At 73.6% G+C, this 14,610-nt stretch carries 11 protein-coding genes and 1 pseudogene; 7 read left to right on the top strand and 5 right to left on the bottom strand.

Annotation, left to right across the window (positions count from 1 at the left end; all coding sequences use genetic code 11):
- Together ACIP89_RS34770 and ACIP89_RS34765 are read left to right on the top strand one after the other, a co-directional pair.
- Positions 1 to 3,300, top strand: a complete 3,300-nt coding sequence (locus tag ACIP89_RS34770) for an amino acid adenylation domain-containing protein (protein ID WP_402118348.1) — start codon at positions 1 to 3, stop codon at positions 3,298 to 3,300.
- Positions 3,297 to 5,369, top strand: coding sequence for a beta-ketoacyl synthase N-terminal-like domain-containing protein (locus ACIP89_RS34765; protein WP_402118347.1), 2,073 nt, complete (start codon positions 3,297 to 3,299; stop codon positions 5,367 to 5,369). The genes ACIP89_RS34770 and ACIP89_RS34765 overlap by 4 nt, the downstream gene beginning before the upstream one ends.
- Positions 5,370 to 5,441: 72 nt before the next feature.
- Here ACIP89_RS34765 and ACIP89_RS34760 read toward each other — a convergent pair whose 3' ends face one another.
- The 3 genes from ACIP89_RS34760 to ACIP89_RS34750 form a co-directional block, all read right to left on the bottom strand.
- Positions 5,442 to 6,200 (bottom strand): thioesterase II family protein, encoded by a 759-nt coding sequence (locus ACIP89_RS34760; protein WP_402118345.1) that lies wholly within the window; start codon positions 6,198 to 6,200, stop codon positions 5,442 to 5,444.
- Between the two features lie 105 nt (positions 6,201 to 6,305).
- Entirely contained in the window at positions 6,306 to 6,794 is a 489-nt protein-coding gene (locus ACIP89_RS34755; RefSeq protein WP_401934359.1) for a hypothetical protein, read from the bottom strand.
- Positions 6,795 to 6,813: 19 nt separating this feature from the next.
- Positions 6,814 to 7,041, bottom strand: coding sequence for a hypothetical protein (locus ACIP89_RS34750; protein WP_401932552.1), 228 nt, complete (start codon positions 7,039 to 7,041; stop codon positions 6,814 to 6,816).
- A gap of 292 nt (positions 7,042 to 7,333) precedes the next feature.
- Between ACIP89_RS34750 and ACIP89_RS34745 the strand changes: the two genes are divergently transcribed.
- The 3 genes from ACIP89_RS34745 (at position 7,334) to ACIP89_RS34735 (ending at position 11,286) form a co-directional block, all read left to right on the top strand.
- Entirely contained in the window at positions 7,334 to 8,539 is a 1,206-nt protein-coding gene (locus tag ACIP89_RS34745; RefSeq protein ID WP_402118373.1) for a cytochrome P450, read from the top strand.
- A gap of 45 nt (positions 8,540 to 8,584) precedes the next feature.
- Entirely contained in the window at positions 8,585 to 10,753 is a 2,169-nt protein-coding gene (locus ACIP89_RS34740; protein WP_402118343.1) for a prolyl oligopeptidase family serine peptidase, read from the top strand.
- Positions 10,754 to 10,827: 74 nt separating this feature from the next.
- Positions 10,828 to 11,286 (top strand): Rieske (2Fe-2S) protein, encoded by a 459-nt coding sequence (locus ACIP89_RS34735; protein ID WP_401932556.1) that lies wholly within the window; start codon positions 10,828 to 10,830, stop codon positions 11,284 to 11,286.
- Here the strand turns inward: ACIP89_RS34735 and ACIP89_RS34730 are convergent.
- Positions 11,270 to 11,920: a cysteine hydrolase gene (locus ACIP89_RS34730; protein WP_401934354.1), complete on the bottom strand. Its 651-nt coding sequence runs from the start codon at positions 11,918 to 11,920 to the stop codon at positions 11,270 to 11,272. The two genes, ACIP89_RS34735 and ACIP89_RS34730, sit on opposite strands and share 17 nt — an antisense overlap.
- Before the next feature lie 122 nt (positions 11,921 to 12,042).
- On the opposite strand from ACIP89_RS34730, the gene ACIP89_RS34725 reads away from it, so the two are divergent.
- Positions 12,043 to 12,519 (top strand): pyridoxamine 5'-phosphate oxidase family protein, encoded by a 477-nt coding sequence (locus tag ACIP89_RS34725; RefSeq protein WP_401932562.1) that lies wholly within the window; start codon positions 12,043 to 12,045, stop codon positions 12,517 to 12,519.
- Positions 12,520 to 12,568: 49 nt separating this feature from the next.
- Here the strand turns inward: ACIP89_RS34725 and ACIP89_RS34720 are convergent, their stop codons facing one another.
- Positions 12,569 to 13,489, bottom strand: a complete 921-nt coding sequence (locus tag ACIP89_RS34720; RefSeq protein WP_402118341.1) for a LysR family transcriptional regulator — start codon at positions 13,487 to 13,489, stop codon at positions 12,569 to 12,571.
- A gap of 38 nt (positions 13,490 to 13,527) precedes the next feature.
- Here ACIP89_RS34720 and ACIP89_RS34715 point away from each other — a divergent pair.
- Positions 13,528 to 14,577, top strand: a pseudogene (locus ACIP89_RS34715) (DMT family transporter); the annotation flags it as partial.
- Between the last annotated feature and the right edge of the window lie 33 nt (positions 14,578 to 14,610).

Raw genomic sequence — 14,610 nt, 5'->3', positions numbered from 1 at the left:
ATGACCGTCGACACCGTCGATCTCATCGACCTCTACGCCGGCGAGGGCGGCGGGAACGAGGAGTACGAGTTCCCCGCCTCCGACGCCCAGAGCCGCCTGCTCGTCCTCGACCAGCTGAATCCGGGCAGCGCCCAGTACAACGTGCCGGTCGCCTTCGCCGTGCACGGGCCCTTCCACACCCGGGCGTTCGGCCGGGCGCTGGACGGGCTCGTCGCCCGCCACGAGGCACTGCGCACGGTCTTCCGGACCGCGGAGGACGGCACCCCCGCCCAGCGCGTCTCGTCCGTCGGGCGGGTGCGGCCCGCGATCCACCGCGACGTACCGGCGGACCGTGCGGACGCCCTGGTCCGCGCGGAGGCCGCCCGCCCCTTCGACACCGCCGCCGGACCGCTGCTGCGCTGCGTTGTGTACGCGGTGGACGACGGCAGCCACCGGGTGCTGCTGGTCGCCCACCACCTGGTCTGCGACGGCTGGTCACTCGGCCTGATGCTGGACGGCCTGTCAGAGGCGTACGCGCACGAGATCCGGGGAACCGTCCACCGGCCGGCCGAACTCCCGCTCCAGTTCCCCGACTACGCGGCCTGGCAGCGCGAGCGCACCGCGGAGGGCGCGTTCGAGGAGTCCGTGCGGCACTGGGCGGAGCGGCTGCGCGGCGCGCCCACCGCCATGGAGCTGCCGCTGGACCGCCCGCGCCCGCCGGTCCGCACCGCCGCGGGCGGCACCGAGCGCTTCCTGCTCGGCGCCGATGTCAGGGCGCGGCTGGCCGAGGTCGCCGCCGCCCAGGGCGCCACCCCGTTCATGACGGTGTTCGCGGTCTACGCCGCGTTCCTCTCCCGGCTCTCGGGCGGTGAGGACCTGGTCGTCGGCTACCCGGCCTCGGGCCGCGAACGGCCCGAACTCCAGGAGATGGTCGGGATGCTGACCAACACCCTGGCGCTGCGCGTGGACGTCTCCGGCGACCCGTCGCTCGACGAGCTGACCCGCCGCGTCCGGGACTCCCTGCTGGCGGCCCAGCCGTACCAGGACGCGCCGTTCGAGGCGGTGGTCGACACGCTCGCCCCGGTCCGTGAGACCAGTCACGACCCGGTGGTGCAGGTGGCGCTCAGCTACGAGGACGAGGCGGCGCCCGGTCTTCGGCTTCCCGGTGCGACAACCGAGCGGCTCGCCCTGACGCTGGACACCGCCAAGTTCGACTTCCACCTGTTCATGGACCGCTGGGGCGACGAACTGGCCGCCCAGTTCATCTACCGCAGCGACCTGTTCGACGCCGCGACGGTCCGCCGCTGGACGGAGAACTTCCGCACCCTGCTGGCCGGGCTGCTCGCGGCCCCGTCCGCGCCCCTGTCCGCCGTGGATCTGGTGGGGCCCGGCGAACGCGCCCGGACCATCGACGGCGCCGACCGCCTCGCGGAGGCCGCGCCGCTGGACCGCCTGGTGCCCGAACTAATCGCGGACCGGGCGGCCGAGCACCCCGATGCCACGGCCCTGGTCTGCGGCGACCTCCGCCTGAGCTACGCCGAACTGCTCGGCAGGGCCGACGCGCTGGCCGCCCGGCTGCGCGCCACCGGGGTGCGGCCCGGCTTCCGGGTCGGCCTGCTGCTGCCCCGCTCCGCCGACCAGGGCATCGCGGCCCTGGCCGTCCTGCGCGCGGGCGGCGCCTACGTACCGCTGGACCGGGCGCACCCGGAGGCCAGGCTCCGCCACATGCTGGACAGTTCCGGCACCGGGCTCCTGCTGACCGCCCGGGAGACCGCGGAGACGGGGGCGGCCCTGGGGGTGCCGTGCATCCGGGTCGACCGCCCGGCCGTCACGGACCCCGTCGGCCCCGCGCCCGCCGGGGCCGCCGCCGCGCCGTCCGCCGGGGATCTCGCCTACGTCCTGTTCACCTCGGGCTCCACCGGTGTCCCCAAGGGCGTCGCCGTCGAGCACCGGGCGCTGGTCAATCTCACCCGGGCGGTGCGGCACTCCTTCCCGGTCGACGCCGACGACCGGGTGCTGCAGTTCGTCTCGTTCGGCTTCGACGTCGCCGTCTCCGACCTGTTCTTCCCCTGGGTGGCCGGAGCGGAGCTGCACATCCCGAGCGAGGACGAGCGGATCGGTGAGGGGCTGCTGAAGCGGCTGCGGGACTCCCGCATCACCTATGTGTTCCTGCCGCCGTCCGCCGCGATGCTGCTGCCCGACCTCACCGGGCAGCTGCCGGACCTGCGGACCGTCGCGGTCGGCGGCGAGGCCTGCCCGGCCGAGCTGGTCGGACGGCTCAGCGCGCCCGGCCGGCGCGTCGTCAACGCGTACGGGCCCAGCGAGGTCACCGTCTACGCGACCACCGGGGACCTCACCCCCGGTGAACCCGTCGCGCTCGGCGGCGCGGTGCCGGGGGCCCGGGTCTACGTCCTCGACGAGCGGCTCCGGCCGGTGCCCGCCGGGGTGGCCGGTGAGATCTACGTGGCCGGTGCCTCGCTGGGGCGCGGCTACATCGGCCGGCCCGGCCTGACCGCCGAACGGTTCGTCGCGGACCCGCACGGCGCACCGGGCAGCCGGATGTACCGCACCGGCGACCTCGGCCGGATCGACGCGCACGGCCTCATCCACTACCTGGGACGCACCGACCTCCAGGTCAAGCTGCGCGGCGTGCGCATCGAACTCGGCGAGATCGAGACCCTGCTGGCCGGCGCGCCGGGGGTCGCCCTGGCGGCGGCCACCGTACGCGGTACGGGCACCGAGCAGCGGCTGGTGGCGTACGTGGTGGGCCGGGACGGGGCCGCGCCGCCGGACGCGGAGCTGCGCGCCCATCTCGCCCGGCGGCTGCCCGCCTCCATGGTGCCCGAGGTGTTCGTGCGGCTGGACGAGATGCCGGTCAGCGGGAACGGCAAGCTCGACCGGGCCCGGCTGCCGGAACCAGTCACCGTGGCGTGCCGGCCGGACGGCTCCGCCACCGTCGCGGGCACGGCGACCGAGCAGCTGGTGGCCGGTCTGTGGGCGAGGGTCCTCAACCTCGAACGGGTCGCCGTCACCGACCACTTCTTCGAACTGGGCGGCAACTCGATCCGGCTGCTCAGCGTTCTGGCCGCCCTGCGCGAGCTGGGCACGTACGGCGGACTCAGCCTCGTCGACCTGTTCCGCCACCCCACCGTGGCCGACCTCGCCGCCCACCTCGACCGCTCGGTCCCCGGCCCGGCCGCCGGGGCCTCCGACACCGGCCCCGACACCGCCGCGACGGCTGCCGCACGCGGCGGTGACCGGCACGCACGATCCACCGCCGCCGCCCGACGACTCAGCTACCGGAAAGGCTCCACACGATGACCGAGAACGCAAGCGCCGCCGAGCCCCTCGCAGCCGACTCCGCGATCGCGGTCGTCGGAATGAGCGGACGCTTCCCCGGCGCCCCCGACCTGGACACCTACTGGCGCAACCTGCTCGGCGGGCTCTGCTCGGTGACCGACTTCACCGAGGAGGAGCTGACAGCGGACGGCGCGGACGCGCGGGAGGTCCGGGGCCGGGACTACGTGCCGGCCAAGGGCCATCTCGCGGACGCGGACCGCTTCGACGCGGAGCTTTTCGGCTTCAACCGCACGGAGGCCGCGGCCCTGGACCCCCAGCACCGGCTGCTCCTGGAGACGGCCTGGTCAGCGCTGGAGAACGCCGGCCGCAACCCGCGCGGCCCGGCCCGTACCGGTGTGTACGTCGGCGGCGGGGTCACCGAGCACATGCTGGCGGCGCAGACCGATCCCGGGCTCGCCGCGTCCATCGGGGCGCTCCAGGTGCGCATCCTCACCGACCGCGAGTTCCTCGCCCCGTGGATCTCCTACCGGCTGGGGCTGGAGGGCCCCAGCCTGACGGTGCAGACGGCCTGCTCGACCTCGCTGACCGCCGTGCACCTCGCGGTGCAGTCGCTGCTGCTCGGTGAGTGCGACACCGCGCTGGCCGGCGGCGTCGCCGTGGACACCGTGCACAAGAAGGGCTACGTGCACCACCAGGGCGGGATCTTCTCCCCCGACGGCCGGTGCCGCCCCTTCGAGGAGCGGGCCGGCGGCACGGTGCCCGGCAACGGGGTCGGTGTGGTCGTGCTGCGCCGGCTGAGCGACGCGCTCGCGGACGGCGACCCGGTCAGGGCGGTCATCCGGGGCAGCGCCGTCACCAACGACGGTGCCACCAAGGTCGGGTTCACCGCGCCCGGCGTCGACCAGCAGACCGCCGCGATCGTGGAGGCGTGGGCGGCGGCCGGCCTCGACCCGGCGGACGCCCAGTACCTGGAGGCGCACGGTACGGCCACCGCGCTCGGTGACCGCATCGAGGCGGCGGCGGCGAGCGCCGCGTTCAAGGGGGCGCTCGGCACCGGGCGGATCGGGATCGGCTCGGTGAAGTCGAACATCGGCCACCTGGACGCGGCGGCGGGTGTGGCCGCGCTGATCAAGTCGGTGCTGATGCTGGAGCACGCCACGCTGGTGCCGAACGCCGACGCGGGCCGGCCGCACCCCGAACTGGGCTTCGAGGACTCTCCGTTCCACCTGATCGAGCGGGCGGCCTCCTGGCCGGAGCCCGGTTCCGGCCCCCGGCGGGCCGGGGTCAGCTCCGTCGGCATCGGCGGCACGAACGTGCACGTGGTGCTGGAGCAGGCTCCGCCGCGCGGCGCGGCCGGGGCGCCGGACGGCCCGGAGGTGCTGCTGCTGTCCGCCCGCACCCGGGCGGACCTGGACGCGCTGGCCGGCCGGCTGGCCGAGGCGCTGCGGGCACCGGACGCCCCGTCCCTCACCGACACCGCGTACACCCTGCGCGTGGGCCGTGCGCCGATGGCCGTACGCGGCTATGTGCGGGCCGTGGACCGCGCGGAGGCGGCGGAGCTGCTGGCCGGGCTGGCGGCGGGCGGAGCGCCGGCCGCGGGCGGGCCGGATGTGCTGGGCGAGGCGTGGCTGGCGGGCGGACCGGTGCCGGTCCCGGAGGCGGGATCGGCGTCCGTGGGGGCGACGGTGGAGGGAGGCGGCCGGCGGACCGCGCTGCCGTCCTACCCCTTCGCCGGGGAGCGCCACGGCGCGTACCGCCTCGCGCCGGTCGCGCCGGCCGGGGAGCGGGCGCGGCAGCCGGAGCAGGAGGCGCCCGCCGCGGACCCGGAGCAGGAGGTCCGGGCGCTGATCGCCGGGGCCCTGGGGCTGGCGGACGCCGACGACCCGGAGATGACGTACTTCGCGGCCGGCGGCGACTCCCTGACCGCCGTCCACCTGGTCGGCTGCCTGCGGGACGAGTTCGGCCTCGATGTCCCCATCACGCTGTTCCTGGAGCAGTTGACGCTGCACGAGATGGCCCGTCAGATCATGGCGGTGCGGGACGGTGACGACTCCCTCGACGCCCTGCTCGCGGAGTTCGAGGCGGAGTGAGTGACCACACCGCACAGGGCGTGGGCCCCGACCCGGAGGTCGGGGCCCACGCCCTGTGCGGTGTCCGCGGTTTCAGCCGGTGACCTGGACCGCCCGGCCGGGCACGTAGGCCGCGACGAGTTCCGCGACACGGCTCAGGTGGTCACTCAGGAAGAAGTGGCCGCCGGACAGCACATGCAGCTCGAAGGGGCCCACGCTCTCCCCCTCCCAGGCCCGCGCCCCCTCGACGGAGACCCGGGGGTCCCTGTCACCGGTCAGCGCGACGAGCGGGCAGCGCAGCGGCGGCCCGGGGACGTGGGTGCGGGCGAAGAGCATCGCGTAGTCCGCCCGCAGCGGCGGCAGGGCGAGCCGGAGGATCTCGGGATCGGTCAGCAGTTCCTCGCCCGTGCCGGACAGCAGCCGCATCTCCCCGATCAGGTCGTCGTCGCCCGGCGGGTTGGGCAGCCGGACCTGTCGTGGCAGTGCCGGGGCCTCGCTCCCGGAGACGAACAGCGCGGCGGGCGGCTGTCCTTCCGCCGCCAGCCGACGCGCCGTCTCGAACGCGAGGAGCGCGCCCATGCTGTGGCCGAGCAGCACGAGCGGCCGGCCGTCACTCGTGGGGAGCGAGGCCAGTACCGCGTCCACGACCTCGCCGAACCGCTCGGCGAACGGTTCGGCGAGGCGGTCGTGCCGCCCCGGGTACTGCACGACCAGGGTCTCCGCCACCTCCGCGAGCTCGGTCGACAGCGGGTAGTAGCCACTGGCCGAACCTCCCGCGTGCGGGAAGCACAGCACCCGGACCCCGGCGTCGGGGGCCGGGCGGAAGCACCGTATCCAGTCGTTCACAACCATCCCTTCTCTCCTGCTCGGTCCGGTCCGCGACCGGTTCCGGGAGCGGACGCGCACAGCGAGCGGGCCCGTTCAGGCGAACGGACCCGCTGCCGTGAACGGCCCACCTCATTGTGCGGCGGCAACCCAGCTCTCCAGTTGTTCGCGGGTGGTCGCCGGGTCCGCGACGAGAACGGCGAGTTCGTCGTCGCGGGGTTCCAGCGTCGTGAGGGCGGGGCAGCGGTGGCAGGCCTCGACGCCGGTCTGGTTCCACCACTTGCAGTGCGGGCGGAGGTGGCACCGCGGCACGGCGGCGGGTGCGGTCCCGGCCGGCACGGTCGTGATCCGTTCGATCAGCCCGCAGGCCTCTCCGACCCGGTTCGCGCAGTCCGACACGCAGTGCGAGGCGAACCGGAGCACCCGGTTCGGGGCGATCCCCTCCGGAATGGCTCCGAGGACATCGGCGGCCGGTACGGGCTCTGCCAGATACACGACCTGGCCGTCTTCCCCGGACCGCACGCCGAGGACGACGGACTCCGGGCGGCTCGCATCGCCGCTCGGACACCATCTCAGAGGAGTCTCCTGCCCGTCCCGGGCAAGGTCCGCAGTGCTGTCCACGGTGCTCACCTCCTCTTCGTCAGCAGGAACGCGCGACAGACGGGTTGATCACTATGCCGCCGATGACCCCGTCGGTGACGGCGCCGCTCTGCTGCTCGGCGGCGACCGCCCGCGCGATGCTCTGTGCGAGCTGCTCCTGACTGGTGATCCGGTCCGGACGCTCGGCGGCGTTGGCCGTACCGCTCACCGTGACGAGACCGGCGACGAGAGCCGCGGCAGCGGCAGCCGTACGAATGCTGTTGTTCATGCCTGTCCTCCAAGACGTCGGATATCGCTTACAGGAGTTGACGGTAGGTTCCTCCTCCGGCCGCGATCGGCAGTTACGGCGGCATCTTCCGCCACCCGGTTCCGCAAGGAACCTTCCCCGGCGGCTCCCCGAATCAGACCCGACGGCCGAGGTCCACTCGTACGGGTCGGGCCGGGCTCACGGATCCGGCACGCGGTCCGGCCCGATCTGATACAAACCTGGGTAACTCTGGAACTGGAGGGCCCTGTTGAGCACTTCGCCGGTGAATCCCGCTGCCGACCTCCCGCACCGCATGGACCCGGCGGGCGGCTGTCCGCACGCGGCCAACGCCCGGCTGCTGGCCCGGGGTCCCGTCGCCTCCGTGATCCTCCCCGGCGAGGTGCCCGCGATGGCCGTGCTGGGCCACGACGCGCTCAGGGAGTTCCTCTCGCACCCCGATGTCGCCAAGGACGCCCGGCACTTCGAGGCGCTCCGGTCCGGTCGGATCGAGGACGGCTGGCCGCTGCGGACCTTCGCCACCGTGCAGGGGATGACCACCGCCGACGGAGCCGACCACCGGCGGCTGCGTTCGCTGATGAGCAAGGCGTTCACCGCGCGCCGGGTCGAGCAACTGCGGCCGCGCACGGAGGCGCTGACCGCCTCGCTGCTGGACGGCCTCGAATCGCCGGCCGCGACCGGCGGCGGTGTCGTCGATCTGCGTGCGCACTTCGCGCTGCCGTTGCCGATGGGCGTCATCTGCGAACTGCTGGGCGTGGACGCCGCGCTCCAGGACCGGCTGCACCAGCTGTCCAACCGGATCGTCGGCACGGACACCGGTCCGCAGGAGTCGGTGGCGGCCAACCGGGAGATGGTGGAGCTGCTGAGCGCGGTGGCGGCCGCGAGGACGAAGAATCCGGGGGACGATCTCACCAGCGCCCTGATCGCGGCCCGCGAGGACGGCGGCGACCGGCTCGGCCCGCACGAGCTGATCGGCACCCTGATGCTCACGATCATCGCGGGTCACGAGACGACGCTCAATCTGATCACCAACGCCGTACGGGCCCTGTGCGCCCACCGCGACCAGCTCGACCTGGTGCGGTCCGGCGGCGCGAGCTGGGCGGACGTGGTCGAGGAGACGCTCCGCTGGGACAGCCCGGTCAGCTACTTCCCGTTCCGCTACCCGACCCGTGACCTCGACATCGACGGCACCGTGATCCCCAAGGGCACCCCGGTACTCGCCGGGTACTCCGCCGCCGGCCGCGACCCGTCGGCCCACGGGCCCGATGCCGGCCACTTCGACATCACCCGTGACAGCGGGGTCCGGCACCTCTCCCTGGGCCATGGCGCGCACTACTGCGTGGGCGCCCAACTGGCCCGGATGGAGGGCGTCACGGCACTGGAGCAGCTCTTCGCACGCTTCCCCGGCCTGGATCTGGCCGTCCCCGATTCCGAACTGCCACGGCACGCCTCCTTCGTGGGCAACAGCGTGCGGCGGCTGACCGTACGGCTGCGCGGCTGAGGAGGCCGACGGCTCCGGCCGATTCCGACCTGTCATGGTGTCGCCATGAATCCCCCTGCCGACACCCCCACCGACGCCACGGCCGATGCCCTCGCCACCGCTGCCGGGCGCTTCCCCCTCCAGTTCGCCCGTACCCGGCGCTTCTCGCTCGGGGTGCCCCGGCAGTTCACCGTCTCCCCGGACGGCGAGCGGGTGCTGTTCGTGCGCGGCACCTCCGGCACCGACCCGGTGAGCCGGCTCTGGCTGTACGAGAACGGCGCGGAGCGGATGCTCGCCGACCCTCTCGGGCCCGGCCTCGCGGACGAGTCGTCGGGGACGGTGCCGCCGGAGGAGCTGGCGCGGCGCGAACGGGCCCGGGAGACCTCCTCCGGCGTGGTCTCCTACGCCACGGACGAGGCCGTACGGCTGGCGGCCTTCGCGCTCGCGGGCACGCTCTGGACGGTGCGCTGCGACGGCGGCGAGCCGCGCCGCATCCGCACGCCGGGACCGGTGGTGGACCCGCGACCCTCCCCCGACGGTTCCCTGGTCGCGTATGTCTCGTACGGTGCGCTGCACACCGTACGGGCCGACGGGACGGACGTCCGGACGCTCGCCCGGCCGGACGGCGAGCACGTGACGTACGGGCTGTCGGACCATGTGTCGCAGGAGTCGATCGGGCGCTCGCGCGGCTACTGGTGGTCGCCGCGCGGCGATGCGCTGCTGGTGGCGCGGGTGGACACGGCCGGGGTCCGGCGCCGGTACATCAGTGATCCGGCGAACCCGGAGCGGCCGCCGCGCGCGGTGCCGTATCCGGCGGCCGGCACCCCGAACGCGAAGGTCTCACTGCAACTGGTCCGGGTGTCGGGGGAACGGACCGGTGTCCGGCTGCCCCCGGCCGCCGGCCCGGACCACCCCGAGGGCGCCTGGACGGACCGGGCCTTCGAGTACGTCGTGTCGGCGGGCTGGGACAGCCGTGGACCGCTCGTCTCGGTGCAGACGCGTGACCAGCGGTCCGTCCACGTCCTGGAGGTGGACGAGCGGACGGGCGGCACCCGGGCCGTGCACACGGCCCACGACCCCGCCTGGGTGTCGCTGCGGCCCGGCACTCCGCTGCGGCTCGCCTCGGGCGCGCTCACCGTCCCCGCACGGCCGGGCGGCGACAGTCAGGGGCTGGACATCGGCGGTGCCCGGACACCGGCGGGGCTGGAGGTCCGCGAGGTGCTGGGCGCGGCGGAGGGGCGGGTGTACTTCACCGCCTGCGAGGAGCCGACCGAGACCCACGTCTGGTCGTACGTGCCCGAGGAGGGTTTCGTCCGGGTCAGCGGCGCACCAGGGGTGCACACGGCGTCGGCCGGCGGGCCGACGGTGGTGCTCGACAGCAGGACTCCGGACGGCCACACCGTGACGGTGCTGCGGGCCGGCGTTCCGGCGGGCCGGATCGCGGTGCTGGCGGAGGAGCCGCTCGTCACCCCTCGGCCGCTGGCGCTGAGCCTCGGGGGGCGGGAGCTGCGCAGCAGGCTGTACCTGCCGTCGTGGCACCGGCCCGGCGACGGTCCGCTGCCGGTGCTGCTCAGCCCCTACGCGGGCCACGGCATGCGGGTGGTGCTCAAGGTGCGCAGCTGGTGGGTCGCGGTCGCCCAGTGGTTCGCGGAGCAGGGATTCGCGGTCCTGGTGACCGACGGGCGGGGTACGCCGGGTCGTGGTGAGGCCTGGGAGAAGGCGGTGCACGGGGACCGTCTCGGCGCCGTGCTGCGGGACCAGATCGACGCGTTGCACGCGGCGGCCGGGCTCCACCCGCAGCTGGACCTGACCCGGGTGGCGATGCGCGGCTGGTCGTTCAGCGGCTATCTGGCGGCGGCCGCGGTGCTGCGTCATCCGGAGGTCTTCCACGCCGCGGTCGCGGGTGCCGCGTCGATCGACCGGCGGCTCTACGACACCCATTGGGAGGAACGGTTCCTGGGCCACCCGGAGGTGTTTCCGGAGCGCTACTCCCGCAATTCCCTCCTGGACGAGGCCGGGGCGCTGGACCGGCCGCTCATGCTGGTGCACGGTCTTGCCGATGACAATGTGGCCGTGGCTCACACGCTGCGGTTCTCCGCAGCGCTGCTGGCCGCCGGCCGGCCGCATACGGTGCTGCCGCTGTCGGGCGCCGGCCATCTGGTCGGCCAGGAGCGCACAGCGAGCGGTCTGCTGCTGCTGGAGCGGGATTTCCTGAGGAAGTCCCTGGGGCTTTGAACACGGGGGTGCCTGCCGGACGCGCCCGTGGACGGGGCTCCGGAGCCGAGTACACCGTGAAGGGGAAAGCCAGTATGAGCGCATCGCAGGACCACGAGGGCCGTCCCGGACGCCGGAACGTCGTCACGGCGGCCGGTGCCGTCTCCGTGGCTGCCGTACTCACCGCGTGCGGCGGGCCGAAGGAGGCGTCCGCCGGTTCCGGCGCCGTCAGGCAGGGCGGCGGGAGCGGGGCCGGCGGCGGGGGCTCCGTCCTCGCGAAGACCACGGACATCCCGGAGGGCGGCGGCAGGATCTTCACGGAGCAGGGGGTCGTGGTGACGCAGCCGGCGGCCGGTGAGTTCAAGGCGTTCTCGTCGAAGTGCACGCACCTGGGCTGCGCGGTGTCGAGCGTCGCGGACGGCACCATCAACTGCCCATGTCATGGGAGCAAATTCGACGTGGCGACGGGCGAGGTGAAGGCGGGCCCCGCCACCGAGCCGCTGCCGGCCACCCCGATCAGCGTGCAGGGCGACTCGATCAGCCTCGCTTCGTAGGGCCCCGGCCCAGCCAGCAGCCGAGCACGTCGTCCGTGGTGGCGACGGTGGCGACCAGGGCGAGGGTGTTGCGGATCATCGCGGGGGTGTATTCGGCGGGCACCCCCGCGATGGCGTCGGACGGCACCACCGCCGTGTAGCCGAGGTTCACGGCGTCGAACACCGCGTTCGGGATGGCCACGTTGGCCGACACCCCGGTGACGACGAGCGTGCGGCAGCCGAGGTTGCGCAGCAGCGCGTCCACGTCCGTGCCGGCGATGGGCGAGAGCCCGTGGAGTCTGCGGACGACGAGATCCTCGTCCGCCACCTCGATCGGCTCGGCTATCCGCACCGCCGTGGTTCCGGAGTGCTGCTGCACGGGCAGCCGCCCGGCGGCGCGGAAGAGCCGGGCGTTGCGGTTGGCACCGCGGCCGTCCGGGCGGCGTTCGGCCACGGCGTGCAGCACCTGGACACCGCTCTCGTGAGCGGCGGCGACCAGCCTGGCCACGTTGTGCAGCGCGCCCGACGACCTGGCCTCCTTGGCGAGTTCGGGCAGTGCGCTCTCGGTCCCCACCACACCCTGCTGGCACTCCACGGTCAGCAGGACGGTGGAGGCCGGACCGATCTGCTCCGCGAGCTGTTCCCTGGACGGCACGGGCTGCCCCTCTCGGTGAAGTCGCTGAAGGAACGGGCGCGCGAGGCTAACCGCCATTGCGTGATGAGGGAAGAGCCTCCATGATTCCTGACACCTAGTCAGCTAACAGGAGGAGGCTCCCCATGGCCGTCATACAGCGACGGGGCCGCCGGATCATGATGACGGACGAGGAACGCGACGCCTACCTCGCGCGGCAGCGCACCTGCCGGGTCGCCACCGTCGGCCCCGACGGCCGCCCGCACGTCGGAGCGCTCTGGTTCTGCTGGGACGGCACCTCACTGTGGCTGTACTCGATCACCCGGAGTCTGCGCTGGTCGCAGCTCGGCCGGGACCGGAGGATCGCGGTGGTCGTCGATGACGGGGTGGAGTACGGGGAGCTGCGCGGCATCGAGCTCTCCGGTGACGCGGTGTTCGTCGGAGAGGCACCGCGCACGGGCGAGCCCTGCCCGGAACTCGCCGTCCCCGAGCAGTTGTTCGCGGCGAAGTACTTCGGCATGGAGGTGATGCCGCACGACGGCCGGCACGCGTGGCTGCGGCTCACTCCGGAGGCCGTCACCTCCTGGGACTTCGGGAAACTCGCCGCCCTGCCCGGCATCTGACGGCGACCGGGGGGTGGCGGCGACGGCTCCCGCCGCCGCCACACCCGGCCTACGCGTCCTCCAACGGCGCGTCCAGGACCCGGCCCGCCTCCCGCAGAGCCGCGACCGCCGCCCTGATCGAGGGCCTCCGGTCCGCGTCCGCCCGCCAGACGGCATGGACGTGGCGCCGCATCCGCTGCCGTACGGGCACCAGCCGCACCCCGTCCGGCACCGGACCGCGACCGAGCCTCGGCGCCACGCACACCCCCATCCCAGCGGCGATCAGGGCTAGTTGGGTGTGATGCTCACCCGCGAGATGGGCGATACGCGGCTCGATGCCCTTGGAGCGCAGGGTGAACACCAGCCACTCGTAACAGAACTCACCCTCGGGCCAGGAGACCCAGTCGTCGTCCGCGAACTCCTCCAGGTCCACCTCCGCCCGGTCCGCGAGCCGGTGCCCGGCAGGCATCGCGATGTCCGGTACGTCGTCGAGCAGTCGCGCCGTGGCGAGCCCGCCCGGCACCGGCAGCCGCTTATTGCTCCAGTCCAGCACCACCGCGAGGTCGACGTCCCCCCTGAACACCGCACGGATTCCGGCCTCGGGCTCCAGCTCGCTGCTACGCACCCGGAGTTCGGGGTGATCCGCGCGCAGGGCGAGCAGGGCGGACGGGAAGAGGCCGCGCGCCGCGGTGGGGAACGCGGCCAGCCGGATCTCACCCACCACCTCGCCCCGCTGCGCCTCGATGTCGGACTGGGCGAGCTCGACCTGGGAGAGAATCCGGGCAGCGTGATCGGCGAGCAGCTGCCCCGCGTCGGTGAGCCGGACCCCGCGGCCGTTCTTGGCGAGCAGCTGCTGCCCGACCTCGCGCTCCAGCTTGGCCATCTGCTGCGAGACGGCCGAGGTGGTGACGTGCAGGCCCTCGGCGGCGGCACTGACCGAGCCGAGCCGGGCCAGGGCATCCAGGGTGCGGAGGCGCTCCAGATTCAACATGTAAGCGATGCTACGTGAACCACCGCACGAACTCTCACTTGTGCTACGAGATTGCGTTCGTCATCGTGGACCGCATGAGCGCACCGCCCGCATCGCCTCCACCTCTTCCCTCTCCGACATCTCCCGCATCTCCTGCATCTCCCGCAGCGGCCCGGCCGGGAGCCGGCCCCGCCGACGCCACCGGCCCCGCTCGCCGTCCGGCACTGGACTGGCGGCTGCGTTTCGCGGCGCTGTCGCTCATCTGGGGTTTCAGCTTTCTCCTGATCAAGGTAGGCACCGACGGGTACGCGCCGTTCCAGGTCACCCTCGGCCGGCTGCTTTCGGGCACGGCGGTGCTGGCGGTGGCGATGGCGGTGAAGCGGGAGCGGCTGCCGCGCACGGTCCGCACCTGGGGCCACCTGGCCGTGGCCGCCTTCCTCCTCAACGCGCTGCCGTTCTCGCTCTTCGCGTACGCCGAGCTGACCATCCCCTCGACGCTGGCCGGCATCTGCAACGCGACCTCGCCCCTGTGGGGGATGGCGCTGTCAGTGGTCGCACTCTCGGAGGACCGGCCCACCCGACGCCGGGTGGCCGGGCTCGGGCTCGGCTTCCTCGGGGTGCTGACCGTGCTGGGTGCCTGGCAGGGATTCGCCGGACTGGACCTCACCGGCACCGCGATGGCACTGCTGGCCTCCCTCAGCTATCCGGTCGGCTGGATCTACGTCCGCCGGACGCTGGCGGGCAGCGGTTTTTCGGCCCTCGCACTGACGGGCAGCCAGCTTTTCCTGGGCACCGCGCAACTCGCTCTGGTGACACCGCTGTTCACCTCGGCCCCGACAGGATTCCCGCTGCTGCCCACCCTGGCCGTGGTCGCGCTGGGGGCCCTCGGCACGGGACTCGCGGTACTCCTCCAGTACGGACTGGTCACCGAGGTCGGCCCGACGACCGCGCAGATGGTCACCTACTTCATCCCGGTGATCGCCACCGCCGCCGGAGTCACCGTGCTGGGCGAGCAGCTGAACTGGAACACCCCGGTCGGCGCCCTCGTGGTCCTGGCGGGCGCCGCGCTGACCCAGAGCAGGCCCCGTTCCACCAGGACCACCGCCCCGGCCGGTGAGACGTCTGCGACCGGCTGCGGAGAC

Source organism: Streptomyces sp. NPDC088730 (assembly GCF_044751215.1).
Classification (GTDB): domain Bacteria; phylum Actinomycetota; class Actinomycetes; order Streptomycetales; family Streptomycetaceae; genus Streptomyces.
This window is presented reverse-complemented; position numbering and strand designations above follow the sequence as displayed.

Excerpts from the sequence above, each read along its gene's own strand:
- ACIP89_RS34770 (WP_402118348.1), top strand. The coding sequence starts at position 1 with ATGACCGTCGACACCGTCGATCTCATCGACCTCTACGCCGGCGAGGGC.
- ACIP89_RS34765 (WP_402118347.1), top strand. The coding sequence starts at position 3,297 with ATGACCGAGAACGCAAGCGCCGCCGAGCCCCTCGCAGCCGACTCCGCG.
- ACIP89_RS34760 (WP_402118345.1), bottom strand. The coding sequence starts at position 6,200 with ATGGTTGTGAACGACTGGATACGGTGCTTCCGCCCGGCCCCCGACGCC.
- ACIP89_RS34750 (WP_401932552.1), bottom strand. The coding sequence starts at position 7,041 with ATGAACAACAGCATTCGTACGGCTGCCGCTGCCGCGGCTCTCGTCGCC.
- ACIP89_RS34745 (WP_402118373.1), top strand. The coding sequence starts at position 7,334 with ATGGACCCGGCGGGCGGCTGTCCGCACGCGGCCAACGCCCGGCTGCTG.
- ACIP89_RS34740 (WP_402118343.1), top strand. The coding sequence starts at position 8,585 with ATGAATCCCCCTGCCGACACCCCCACCGACGCCACGGCCGATGCCCTC.
- ACIP89_RS34735 (WP_401932556.1), top strand. The coding sequence starts at position 10,828 with ATGAGCGCATCGCAGGACCACGAGGGCCGTCCCGGACGCCGGAACGTC.
- ACIP89_RS34725 (WP_401932562.1), top strand. The coding sequence starts at position 12,043 with ATGGCCGTCATACAGCGACGGGGCCGCCGGATCATGATGACGGACGAG.
- ACIP89_RS34720 (WP_402118341.1), bottom strand. The coding sequence starts at position 13,489 with ATGTTGAATCTGGAGCGCCTCCGCACCCTGGATGCCCTGGCCCGGCTC.